General features: G+C 69.9%; 12 protein-coding genes. 5 read left to right on the top strand and 7 right to left on the bottom strand.

Annotated elements, in window-relative coordinates:
• The 3 genes from A9O63_RS10120 to A9O63_RS10130 all read left to right on the top strand — a co-directional run.
• Nucleotides 1-527: cytochrome c-type biogenesis CcmF C-terminal domain-containing protein (locus tag A9O63_RS10120; RefSeq protein ID WP_328585907.1), on the top strand; the 527-nt coding region annotated here is incomplete at its 5' end.
• Nucleotides 524-985, top strand: coding sequence for a cytochrome c-type biogenesis protein (locus tag A9O63_RS10125; RefSeq protein WP_069331818.1), 462 nt, complete (start codon nt 524-526; stop codon nt 983-985). The genes A9O63_RS10120 and A9O63_RS10125, both read left to right, overlap by 4 nt.
• A 61-nt stretch (nt 986-1046) precedes the next feature.
• Entirely contained in the window at nt 1047-1823 is a 777-nt protein-coding gene (locus tag A9O63_RS10130; protein ID WP_069331819.1) for an enoyl-CoA hydratase-related protein, read from the top strand.
• Between the two features lie 52 nt (nt 1824-1875).
• Here the strand turns inward: A9O63_RS10130 and ilvN are convergent, their stop codons facing one another.
• The 7 genes from ilvN to A9O63_RS10165 form a co-directional block, all read right to left on the bottom strand.
• Complete coding sequence (gene ilvN / locus A9O63_RS10135) at nt 1876-2436, bottom strand: acetolactate synthase small subunit (protein WP_069331820.1); 561 nt, start codon at nt 2434-2436, stop codon at nt 1876-1878.
• 82 nt (nt 2437-2518) lie between these two features.
• The gene (locus A9O63_RS10140; protein ID WP_069331821.1) at nt 2519-4273 is read right to left on the bottom strand and encodes an acetolactate synthase 3 large subunit; all 1755 of its coding nucleotides are present in this window, start codon (nt 4271-4273) and stop codon (nt 2519-2521) included.
• Between the two features lie 306 nt (nt 4274-4579).
• Nucleotides 4580-5497, bottom strand: coding sequence for a calcium/sodium antiporter (locus A9O63_RS10145; protein WP_069331822.1), 918 nt, complete (start codon nt 5495-5497; stop codon nt 4580-4582).
• Nucleotides 5498-5892: 395 nt separating this feature from the next.
• The gene (locus tag A9O63_RS10150) at nt 5893-6735 is read right to left on the bottom strand and encodes an arginyltransferase (protein WP_002719787.1); all 843 of its coding nucleotides are present in this window, start codon (nt 6733-6735) and stop codon (nt 5893-5895) included.
• A 106-nt stretch (nt 6736-6841) separates the two neighbouring features.
• Nucleotides 6842-7294, bottom strand: a complete 453-nt coding sequence (locus A9O63_RS10155) for an RDD family protein (protein WP_069331823.1) — start codon at nt 7292-7294, stop codon at nt 6842-6844.
• Nucleotides 7295-7732: 438 nt separating this feature from the next.
• On the bottom strand, nt 7733-8143 hold the full coding sequence (locus A9O63_RS10160) for a DUF2852 domain-containing protein (protein WP_069331824.1): 411 nt from the start codon (nt 8141-8143) through the stop codon (nt 7733-7735).
• A 405-nt stretch (nt 8144-8548) separates the two neighbouring features.
• Nucleotides 8549-9019, bottom strand: coding sequence for a YbaK/EbsC family protein (locus A9O63_RS10165; RefSeq protein ID WP_069331825.1), 471 nt, complete (start codon nt 9017-9019; stop codon nt 8549-8551).
• 126 nt (nt 9020-9145) lie between these two features.
• Here A9O63_RS10165 and A9O63_RS10170 point away from each other — a divergent pair, with 126 nt between their 5' ends.
• On the top strand, nt 9146-11959 hold the full coding sequence (locus A9O63_RS10170; RefSeq protein ID WP_459561998.1) for a [protein-PII] uridylyltransferase family protein: 2814 nt from the start codon (nt 9146-9148) through the stop codon (nt 11957-11959).
• Nucleotides 11946-12178 (top strand): hypothetical protein (locus tag A9O63_RS10175; protein ID WP_069331827.1); only part of this gene is annotated, 233 nt, incomplete at its 3' end. The genes A9O63_RS10170 and A9O63_RS10175, both read left to right, overlap by 14 nt.

Raw genomic sequence — 12178 nt, forward strand, 5'->3', positions numbered from 1 at the left:
CCCGCCTCCGGCGGCTGCCGCGGGCCGACTGGGGCAAGGCCACCGCCCATGCGGGCCTCGGCATCACCATCTTCGCCGTGGCGGCCATCACTGCCTGGCAGGTCGAGTCCATCCGCGTGATGAAGCCGGGCGAGAGCTTTGCGCTTGGCCGCTACGACGTCCTGCTCGAAGGCGTGCGCGAGATCGAGGGTCCGAACTACCGATCGTCCGTGGCCGACTTCCGCGTGAGCCGCGGCGGGGCCGAGGTGGCGACGCTCCACCCCGAGAAGCGCGTCTATCCTGTGGCCGCCATGCCCACGACCGAAGCCGCCATCGACTACGGCTTCACCCGCGACCTCTATCTCGTGATCGGCGATCCGCAGGAGGGGGGCGGCTATGCGGTGCGCAGCTATATCAAGCCCTTCGCCAACTGGATCTGGGGAGGCGCCCTGCTGATGGCGCTGGGTGGGCTTCTGAGCCTCTCGGACCGCCGCTACCGCATCGCTGCCGGCGCGCGCCGGATGCCGGCCGCGGTGGCCGCAGAATGAGGGTCGCGGCGCTTCTCCTCGCGGCCATCCTCGCCGCCCCCGCCCCCGCCTTCGCGGTGCAACCCGACGAGATCCTGCCCGATCCGGCGCTCGAGGCGCGGGCGCGGGACATCTCGCAGGAGCTGCGCTGCCTCGTCTGCCGCAACGAGAACATCGACGATTCGAACGCCCAGCTCGCCCGCGATCTGCGGCTCCTCGTGCGCGAGCGGCTGGTGGCGGGCGACAGCAATGCCGAGGTGGTCGCGTTCGTCGTGGACCGCTACGGCGAATATGTGCTGCTGAACCCGACCGCGGGCGGGGCGAACCTGATCCTCTGGATCGCGGGCCCGGCGATGCTGGCCGGCGGGCTCGGGCTTGCGGCCCTCTATCTCCGCCGCCGCCGCACCGCCCCCGATGCGGCCTCGGCGGCGCTCTCCGACGAAGAGCGGGCGCGGCTGGCGGAAATCCTGAAGGACTGACGCGCCGTCGCGCTTTCGCGACCCTCCCGCCCGGCTATTCTGGGGCAAAGGGAGGGACAGGATGGACTATCGGACGATCAGGGTCGAGGAGCGGGACGGGCTCTGCCGCGTCACGCTCGCGCGGCCCGAGGTGATGAACGCACTCTCCAGCCGGATGCGCGAGGAGCTTCTCCACGCGGTGACCGAGGCCGGCACGCGCGCGCGCGCCCTCGTGCTGACGGGCGAGGGGCGGGGCTTCTGCTCCGGGCAGGATCTGGGCGACGCCCGCGCCCTGGACGTCCCCGATTTCGAGCGCATCCTCCGCGAGGAATACGAGCCGCTCCTGCGGGCCATCGCCCACTGCCCGCTGCCGACGCTCGCCGCCGTGAACGGCGTCGCGGCCGGGGCCGGGGCCAATCTGGCGCTCGCCTGCGACGTGGTGATCGCAGCCGAGAGCGCGAGCTTCATCCAGGCCTTCACCCGGATCGGGCTGATCCCCGACGCGGGCGGCACCTGGACGCTGCCGCGCCAGATCGGGCTTGCCCGGGCCATGGGGGCCGCTCTCTTCGCCGATCCCATCTCTGCCGCCGACGCCGCCCGCTGGGGCATGATCTACGAGGCCGTGCCCGACGCCGCGTTCGAACCCCGCTGGCAGGCCCGCGCCGCCCATCTGGCACAAGGCCCGACCCAGGCCTACCGCGGTCTGAAACAGGCGCTGCGGGCCAGTTTCGACAACAGTTTCGAGGAGCAGCTGGCTCTCGAGGCGCGCCTGCAGGGGCAGTGCGGCGCGTCTGCCGATTTCATGGAAGGCGTCACGGCCTTCCTCGAAAAGCGCCCCGCCACCTTCTCGGGGCGCTGACGCAAAGCCCGGCGCGCTCCGGCGCCGGGCCTCCGATCTTCGGGCGGCGGCCTCAGATCCCGCGCGAGAGCGCCGCGACGCCGGTCCGCGCCATCTCGCGCAGGCCCAGCGGGCGCATGAGATCGGCCAGCGCGTCGATCTTCTCCGGCGTGCCGGTGATCTCGAACACGAAGCTCTCCAGCGTCGAATCGACCACCTTGGCGCGGAAGATCTCCGCCAGCCGCAGCGCCTCGATCCGCGCCTCGCCCTTGCCCGAGACCTTGAACAGCGCCAGTTCGCGCTGCACCGAGGGGCCTTCCACCGTCAGGTCGTGCACCTCGTGCACCGGCACCAGACGCGCAAGCTGCGCCTTGATCTGTTCGATCACCGCGGGCGTGCCGCGGGTGACGATGGTGATGCGGCTGCGGTGGCCGGTATGGTCCACCTCGGCCACGGTCAGGCTGTCGATGTTGTAGCCGCGGCCCGAGAAGAGCCCGATCACCCGCGCGAGAACCCCGCTCTCGTTGTCCACCACGAGCGCCAGCGTATGCTGCTCGATGACTTCCGAATGGGGGTCGCGCAGATCGTAGGCCGAATGCTGGGTCGATCCCTGCTTGATGTTGAGCGGCGCCATGCGTCCGTCTCCCTGATCCTGTTTCATTCTGGCGGAAATATCCCCGGGGGTGCGGGGGCAGGCAGCCCCCGCGTCCGCCGGTTCAGACGAGCACCGCCCCCTTGGCGCCGATGGCGCCCTCGGTCTCGGCATCGCCCAGCAGCATCTCGTTGTGCGGCCGCCCCGATGGGATCATCGGGAAGCAGTTCTCGTGCTTCTCGACGAGGCAGTCGAACACCACCGGCCCGTCATAAGCGATCATCTCGCGGATCGCATCGTCGAGATCGGCCGGGGCGGCGCACTGGATGCCCTTGGCCCCGAAGGCCTCGGCGAGCTTCACGAAGTCGGGCAGGCTCTCGCTCCAGGATTGCGAGTAGCGCTGGCCGTGCAGAAGCTGCTGCCACTGCCGCACCATGCCGAGCCGCTCGTTGTTCAGGATGAACTGCTTCACCGGCAGGCGGAACTGCATCGCCGTGCCGATCTCCTGCATGTTCATCAGGAACGAGGCATCGCCCGCGATATTGATGACCAGCGCCTCGGGATGGGCCACCTGCACGCCGATCGAGGCGGGCAGGCCATAGCCCATGGTCCCGAGCCCGCCCGAGGTCATCCAGCGGTTCGGACCCTCGAAGCCGAGGAACTGCGCGGCCCACATCTGGTGCTGGCCCACTTCGGTGGTGATGTAGCGATCCATCCCCTTGGTCAGCGCCTCGAGCCGCTGCAGCGCATGCTGCGGCTTGATGAGCGACGAGGAGGGCGTGTAGTCGAGGCAGTTCACCGCCTTCCATTCGGCGATCTGCTTCCACCAGACGGCCAGGGCCTCGCGGTTCACCTTGCGCCCGCGCGACTTCCACAGACGCAGCGCATCCTCGAGCACATGGCCCACATCGCCGATGATCGGCACGTCCGCCCGGATCACCTTGTTGATCGAGGAGGGATCGATGTCGATATGGACCTTCTGCGAGAAGGGCGAGAAATCCTTCACCCGGCCGGTGATCCGGTCGTCGAAGCGCGCGCCCACATTGATCATCAGGTCGCAGCCGTGCATGGCGAGGTTGGCCTCGTAGAGGCCGTGCATCCCGAGCATCCCCAGCCAGCCCTTGCCGCTGGCCGGATAGGCCCCGAGCCCCATCAGGGTCGAGGTGATCGGGAAGCCCGTCGCATCGACGAACTCGCGCAGGAGCTGGCTGGCCGCGCTGCCCGAGTTGATGACGCCGCCGCCGGTGTAGAAGACCGGCCGCTCGGCGGTCTCGATCATCTCGACCATGCGCGTGATGGCCTCGATGTCGCCCTTCACCTTCGGCTGGTAATGGTCGACCCGCGCCTTCTGCGGTGGCTGGTAGGCCGCGGTCGCGAACTGGACATCCTTCGGGATGTCGACCAGCACCGGGCCCGGCCGGCCGTGGGTCGCCACATGGAAGGCCTGATGGATCGTCTCGGCGAGCCTGGCCGTGTCCTTCACCAGCCAGTTGTGCTTGGTGCAGGGGCGGGTGATGCCCACCGTATCGGCCTCCTGGAAGCCGTCAGTGCCGATCATGAAGGTGGGGACCTGGCCCGAGAGGACGACGAGCGGGATCGAATCCATCAGCGCATCGACGAGCCCGGTGACGGCATTCGTGGCGCCGGGGCCGGAGGTGACGAGGACGACGCCCGGCCTGCCCGTCGAGCGCGCATAGCCCTCGGCCATATGGACCGCGCCCTGTTCGTGCCGCACGAGGATGTGCCGGATGTCGTTCTGCTGGAAGATCTCGTCGTAGATCGGCAGCACGGCGCCGCCCGGATAGCCGAACACCGTGTCCACCCCCTGATCCTTCAGGGCCTGGACCACCATCCGCGCGCCGCTCATCACCTCGGTCATCTCTCTCTCCATCCTTGCCGCCTCGGGCGGCGCGATCCGCGCAACAAAAAGCCCCCGGGTTTCACTCGGGGGCGCATGGGAACCGATTATGGTCAACCGTCACCGGCCCATGCGCAGCTTTCCTACAAGAAGTACGACACCAGACATTTCCGGGCCTCCGTTGCGGTCGGGCCGGACACTAGGCCGTGCCCGACCCACCGTCAATGGCAAATCGGCGAAGAAAGTGTCGCAGAGGGTCCGGCGGCCGCACATTTGTTTCTCTGCTTCCCCGCAGGTCGAAACAAACGGAAATCCGGAGCGGCCGCGTCAGAGCATCAGCGCCACATATCCTCCATAGGCGAGGAGCAGCAGCACCCCGGCCCAGCGGGGCACGCCCTTCAGCGCGAAGGCCAGGAGCACGAGAAGAAGCGAGGAGCCCAAGACCCAGGGCATGTCCTCCCGCAGGAAGCGCGGGTCGAGCCCCTCGATCGGCAGGACGAGGCCGGTGATTCCCAGGATGCCCAGCACGTTGAAGATGTTCGATCCGATCACGTTGCCGACGGCGATCTCGGAATGCCTGCGCCAGGCGGCGATGACCGAGGTGGCAAGCTCGGGAAGCGATGTGCCGACCGCGACGATGGTCAGGCCGATCACGGCCTCGGAGATGCCGAAGGAGCGGGCGATCTGGGTCGAGCTGTCCACGAGAAGCCGCGCGCCCACCATCAGCACCACGAGCCCGCCGAGCGTGATCAGGGCCGACTTCCAGACCGGCGTCAGCGCCTCGGGGTCGGTCTCCTCCGCCTCGGTGCGCCCGGAGAGGAAGGACATGACGAGAAAGCCCAAGAGGGCCGCCACCAGCACGCCCGCCTCGATCCGCGACAGCCCGTCGCCCAGCAGCATGATCCACAGAAGGACCGCCGCGCCCACCATGAAGGCGAGATCCTTCCAGACCCGGCGACCGTCGACGGCCACCGGATAGATCAGCGCGGTGAGGCCGAGGATCAGGAGGATGTTGGCGATGTTCGAGCCGAGGACATTTCCGACCGCGATGGAGGAGGCGCCGTCGAGCGCCGCGTTGAGCGAGACCAGAAGCTCGGGCGTCGAGGTTCCGAAGCCCACGATGGTCAGGCCGATGACCATGGGGCTGATCCGGTAGGACCGCGCGACATTGGCCGCACCCCGCACCAGAAATTCGCCTCCGAAGAATAGGCCCAGAAGGCCCGCGACAAACAGGATGTAGACCAAGATGCACTCCTCTGCTTCCGGGCCGAAGTGGGCAGAGCCGCGGACATTGCAAGAGGAATCCGCGATGAATGTTTTCCGATGACGCGGCGTCCGACGGGACGGGAGCGCCGCGGGGGAGGGAAAGCCACGCCTGCCCGGAACCTGACGGATCGCGCAGGACCCGCCGCCGTGACACCATGAGGGATGGGGCCATGTGCCGCGGCGTCATCGGGCCGACCGATCCGCCGCCCAGAACGCGGCGGGATCGTCACCGGCGGCGGCCCGGAAAGGGCGCGGGAGCGGGCCGGCGTGGGAGGCGCTACCCGCGAGCGTCCCTTTGCGCCCCTGTCGGTCGTGGCTGCGGTCGCCCGAGCGAGTCTCGGGCAGCGTTCGCCGCGAGCGCCCTCCTGCGCCTGTCAGTCGCGGCTGCGGTCGCCCGAGCGCGCCTCGGGCAGGCTGATCCGCGCTACCTGTTCGGCGATCGGATCGACGCTCAGCGGATGCAGTTCGGCGCGATGGTCGGAGGGCTGGCCGATGTCCTGCCAGCGTCCGCCCTTGTAGATCTCGAGCGCCGAATAGGTGGCCTTGTAGCCCATCTTGCGGCTGCCCGGCACCCAGTAGCCCAGATAGACATAGGGCAGGCCCGCTTCGCGCGCGATCTCGATATGGTCGAGGATCACATAGGCGCCCAGCGACCGGCCGGCGAGGTCCGGATCGTAGAAGGAATAGACCATGCTCAGCCCGTCGTCGAAGATGTCCGTCAGGCAGACGGCCGAGAGCGGGCGGTTGGAGGGCGTGTCGCCGGGGCGCGAATATTCGATGACGCGCGAGCGGATCGGTGTCTCCTCGATCATGGCCGCGAATTCGAAGATGTCCATGTCGGCCATGCCGCCATCGGCGTGCCGGTCGTCGAGGTAGCGCCGGAACAGCGCATATTGATCCTCGGTGGCCCAGGGGCTCGTGGCGTTGCGCCTGAGGTCGGCATTGCGCTTCATCACCCGGCGCTGGGTGCGCGTGGGCTCGAAATCCGCCACGCGGATGCGCGCCGAGAGGCAGGCCGAACATTCGGCGCAGGACGGCCGGTAGAGCACGTTCTGCGACCGCCGGAAGCCCTGTTTCGACAGGGTGTCATTCAGCTTCTGGGCATGTTCACCCTGAAGGGCTGTGAACAGCTTCCGCTCCAGCCGCCCCTCGAGATAGGGGCAGGACTGCGGGGCCGTCACATAGAACTGGGGCGCGATGGGGAGCGTGTGGCGCATGGACGGCTCTTCGCTGGACTGCCGGATACGTTAGCAAGGCCTCCGGGCGGCGCCAAGGTCCCTGTTGCCGCCCGGGCCGGTCAAATGCGCGACAGCTTGCCCGCCCTCATTCGCCGGCGGCCCGGTTGATGGCCACGCTGCCGAGGACGAGGTCCGTCAGGCCCTGCGCCCGCGCCGTCGTCAGCATCAGCACCACCGAGACGATCTGCGGCAGGACCATGCCGATCGAGACCGTGTAACCCAGCGTGTGCAGGAAGGCCTCGGGCAGGCCGAAGGGCCGTCCCTCGTGCGTGCGCAGCCGGATCGCCATCAGCCGCATTCCGGGCGTGGCGGAACTCCGCGCCAGCGAGACGGTCCGGTAGGCGAAGCCCACGCAGAGAAAGAGGAACGGCAGGTAGAAGAGCGCGGTGAAGGCGGTGAAGGGCACGATCAGCGCGGTCAGGAGCGCGATCAGCACCATGTCGATCACCCAGGCAAGCCCGCGCTTCAGCGGCACGTCGGCATAGAATTCCGCGTGCCGGTCGGGATCGGGCAGGGGGTCGGTCCAGGTGTGGCTCATCGCAGGTTCCTCTGTAGGGGGAAGCGGCCCGGTGGCCGCCTCTATGTCGGAGTGCCCCGGCCCCGGTGCAAGACCCGGTGCGTCGCCGGAGTGGCGTGAGGAGGATCCTCGGGCAGCGTCAGCCTCGGGCCTCCCCCTCCTCGGGCGGGCAAGTCGGAGTGTCGTGGCCCGGGTGGAAGGTCCGGGGGCGTCGGTAAGGGGTGGGGATGATCGCCGGGCAGCGTCAGCCTCGGGCCTCCCCATCCTAGGGCGGGCAAGTCGGAGCGCCGTGGCCCGGGTGGAAGGTCCGGGGGGCGTCGGTAAGGGGTGGGGACGATCTCCAGGCAGCGCGGTCTCGGGACCCCATCTCAGGCGGGCAAGTCGGAGCGCCGTGGCCCGGGCGCAAGGCCCGGGACGCGCGTCGGAGAGGGGGGCGAGACGCCCCCCGCAGCGGCTGCCTCAGGCCTCGACATCCCCGGCGGGCGTTCCGGCCTTGCGGGCCCGCTCCTGCATGAAGGCGTCGAACTCCTGCTTGTCCTTGGCCTCGCGCAGGCGCTGGAGGAAGGATTCGAAGGCGATCTGCTCTTCCTCGAGCCGGCGCAGCGTGTCGGCCTTGTAGGCGTCGAAGGCGGCATTGCCGCTGCTGTTCCAGGCCATGGACCGGGACATGCTGCGGCGGGCGCTGCAGGAACGGCTGAACATGCGCTTGCTCCAGATCATGTAGGCGAGAAGGGCGAGGCCAACGGGCCAGAAGGCGATGAAGCCGGCAACCATCGCGGCGATCCAGGCCGGACGGCCGCGCTCGTCGAGCCAGGCTTCGGCGCGGCCGGGCCATGAGGCAAAGCCGGCTCGGGCAGTGGCGGGTATCATGGGCGATCTCCGTCTGAAAGGTGGATGTGAAGCTCTTTCACATTCCTTCAGATGGGAAGTCTTCGCCCCTGTGCAAGAGGCGATGTTAAGGTAATTCACATCTGCGGAGGGAGGAGGCCGACATTTTGCCGGACCCGAAACCTCCGGCCCCGGCAGAGAGTGGATCGGCCCCGCCGCGTGACCGCCGCCCCAGCGTGGCAAGGCTGCCCCTTTGGCGGCAGAGGCGATCCGGGCGGGTCCAGGACGCTCCAGAGCCTCGCGGCGCCGGTCGGGCCTCGCGCACGCGCACTGCGTCAAGCGCGATGCCCCGGGATCGGCGCCGATGGGGAGGAAGCAGCCGACGCCCGGTGCCGGGAGGCTGCCGGGAAAGGCCGCCAACCCTTCCGCGATGCGGGCCCGGAGGCTTCAGGCGGTGAACTGCCCGATCCGCGCGCCGGTCAGGCGCTGCAGGATGTCGGGAGCGAGGGCGAAGATGTGGCGCGGCGTCCCGCCCGCGGCCCAGACCTCGGGAAACTCCATCAGCCGCGGATCGAGCCAGACCGGCAGCGACACGAGGTGACCCACGGGCGCCACGCCGCCGATGGCGAAGCCCGACTGCGCGCGCACCGTGGCCGCATCCGCCCGTCCGAGGGCCTCACCCGCGAGCGCGCCCGCCTTTTCGGCCGAGACCTGATTGCCGCCCGCGGTGAGAAAGAGATGCAGCTGGCCGCTCTCTGCGCCGAGAAACAGGATCGACTTCACGATCTGGTCGAGCGCGCAGCCCGCGGCGGCGGCGGCCTGTTCGGCGGTGCGGGTCTCGGCCGGCATCTCGCGGATCTCGGCCGCAACGCCCGCCGCCTCCAGCGCGGACCGGACCCGCGCGAGGCTCTTGCTCATGGCTTCCCTCTCCTGTCTCCGGGGTTCCCGTCCCCGCCTGCCGTCCCCTCTATCGCCCGCCGCCTGCGACCTTTCAAGTCGGGGCAGCCGTTGACCCGGCGCGGGGCTGCGGCCATGCTCGCCGCCATGACATCCTTCGCCTCGCGCCTCACCCGCCAGCCCTTGCCCTACGAGCCCGACGCCGCGGCCGACATCGCCGCGAGCTTCGCCGATCTGGATCCGGACCTTGCGTCCCTTCTGGGCGCCACAGCCGGCTGCAGCCCCTATCTGCGCGGCCTCATGGTGCGCGAGGGGGACTGGCTGCGCGAGGCGCTGGCGCTGGCCCCCGAAGCCGCGCTCGACGGGATCCTCGACCCGCTGGGGGATCTGCCGCTCGCCGCGCTGGGCGACGGGCTGCGGATCGCCAAGCGGCGCACCGCGCTTCTGACCGCTCTGGCCGATCTGGGCGGGGTCTGGCCGCTGGAGGCGGTGACCTCCGCGCTGACACGGCTCGCCGACCGGGCGACCGACCTCGCGCTGAAGCGGCTGGTGGCCGACGAGATCCGGCGCGGCAAGCTGCCCGGTGCCACGCCCGAGGATGCCGAGACGGCGGGCGGCATGGTGGCGCTCGCCATGGGCAAGATGGGGGCAGGAGAGCTCAACTATTCCTCCGACATCGACCTCGTCTGCCTCTTCGACGAGACGCGCTATCCGGGGCAGCAGCAGGAGGCCCGCGCCTCCTTCATCCGCGTGACGCGCAAGATGACCGCCCTCCTGTCCGATCTCACCGCCGAGGGCTATGTCTTCCGCACCGACCTGCGGCTGCGCCCCGATGCGGCGGTGACGCCGGTCTGTCTCTCGATGGCCGCGGCCGAAAGCTACTACGAAAGCGTCGGCCGCACCTGGGAACGGGCAGCCTATATCAAGGCCCGTCCCTGCGGCGGCGATCTGGCCGCGGGCGAGCGGTTCCTGAAGGCGCTGGTGCCCTTCGTCTGGCGCAAGCATCTGGATTTCGTGGCGATCCAGGATGCCCACGACATGCGGCTGCGCATCCGCGACCATCGCGGCCTGCACGGGCCGGTGGTGATCGAGGGCCATGACATGAAGCTCGGCGTGGGCGGCATCCGCGAGATCGAGTTCTTCACCCAGACCCGCCAGCTCATCGCCGGCGGACGCGACCCCGGTCTGCGCGACCGCACGACGGTGGGAGGGCTGCGCGCGCTCTCGGCTGCGGGCTGGATCCCCGCCGACGTGACCGAGGAGCTGATCGACCATTACCGCGCCCACCGCGAGGTCGAGCACCGGCTCCAGATGGTGCAGGATGCCCAGACACATACCATGCCGACCAGCGTCGAGGGGGTCGACCGGATCGCGGCCTTCTGCGGCCGCACGCCCGAAGCCTTCCGCACGCTCCTGCGGGACCGGCTCGAACGGGTGGACCGGCTGACCGAGGGGTTCTTCGCCCCCGGCGCGGCCGAGAAGGGGCCGGAGCTGTCGGCCCGCGCGCGCGACATCGTCGAGGGCTGGGCGAGCTACCCCGCGCTCCGCTCGCAGCGCGCCGTCGAGATCTTCCGGCGGCTGCGACCGCAGATCCTGAAGAGCCTCGCGCGCGCCGCCAACCCCGACGAGGCGCTGGCCGCCTTCGACGGCTTCCTGGGCGGGCTCCCCGCGGGCGTGCAGATCTTTGCGCTCTTCGATGCGAACCCGCCGCTCGTCGATCTGATCGCCGACATCTGCGCGACTTCTCCCAAGCTCGCGCGGTATCTCTCGCGCAATGCCTCGGTGCTCGATGCGGTGATCGGGGGCGGCTTCTTCACCCACTGGCCGGGCACGCCCGCCCTCGTGCGCGAGCTGACCGACCAGCTGGCCGACCGTCCCGATTACGAGCGCAAGCTCGATGCGGCGCGGCGCTGGATGAAGGAATGGCACTTCCGCGTGGGCGTCCATCACCTGCGCGGCCTGATCGATGCCTTCGAAGCGGCCAAGGAATATGCCGATCTGGCCGAGGCGGTGGTCGTGGCGCTCTGGCCGGTGGTCTGCGAGGAATTCGCCCGCAAGCATGGCCCGCAGCCCGGTCGCGGGGCGGTCGTCCTCGGCATGGGCAGTCTCGGGGCGGGGCGGCTCAACGCGGGCTCGGACCTCGACCTGATCGTCATCCACGATGCGCAGGGGCAGGAGGAGAGCCAGGGCCCGCGGCCGCTTGCGGCGCGGCCCTATTTCGCGCGCCTCACCCAGGCGATGGTGACCGCGCTCACCGCGCCCATGGCCGAGGGCCGGCTCTACGAGGTCGACATGCGGCTCCGCCCCTCGGGGCGACAGGGGCCGGTGGCCACCGCGCTCGCCTCCTTCCGCAGCTATCAGCGCGAGGAAGCCTGGACCTGGGAGCATCTGGCGCTGACCCGCGCCCGCCCGCTCGCGGGCAACCCGGACCTCGCCGGCGAGATCGAGGCACTGCGGCGCGAGATCCTCTCCGAGAAGGCGGTGGCGGCGCGCGTGCTGCCGGACGTGGCCGACATGCGCCGCAGGCTGGCCGAGGCCAAGCCGCCGGGCGGGCCGTGGGAGGCCAAGAACGGCGCGGGGCGGCTGATGGATGTGGAGCTTCTGGCCGAGACGGCGGCGCTGCTTGCGGGCGATCCTGCGCGGCGGGTCGAGCAGCAACTGCGTGCCGGCGTGCGGAGCGGCTTTCTGACGGCGGCCTGCGAGGCGGATCTGCTGGCGGCCTACCGGCTCTGCTGGCGGCTGCAGGCGGGCTCGCGGCTTCTCTCGGAAGGGCCGCTCGATTTCGACAGCCTGGGCGAGGGGGGGTGTGCCTTCCTTCTGCGCGAGGTGGAGGCGCCGGACGCCGAGGCGCTGCTCACGCGGCTGCAGGAGCGGGTGACGGCGGCCGCATTGCGCATCGATGCGCGGCTTGGGCCGCAGACGGGGACAGAAGAAGGAGAGGGCGACCGTGCAGCTGGATGAAGCGGACCCGAAGGGCCTCGTGCGCGAGAGCTATGCGATCGAGGGGATCAGCGCGGGCGAATGCCGCTCGATCTTCGTCGACTGGGCGCTGAGCCTGCCGTCGGACCGGGTGGCCGAGGCGCTGCGGACGCTGCTCGAGGCCTATGCTGCGGGGCGGCCCGACCATCCGATGAGCGAGGTGCTGGCCGGCGGCCTCGCGGCGGCGCCCAGCCCCCGCCG

The sequence above is a fragment of the Cereibacter johrii genome, assembly GCF_001720585.1.
Classification (GTDB): domain Bacteria; phylum Pseudomonadota; class Alphaproteobacteria; order Rhodobacterales; family Rhodobacteraceae; genus Cereibacter_A; species Cereibacter_A johrii.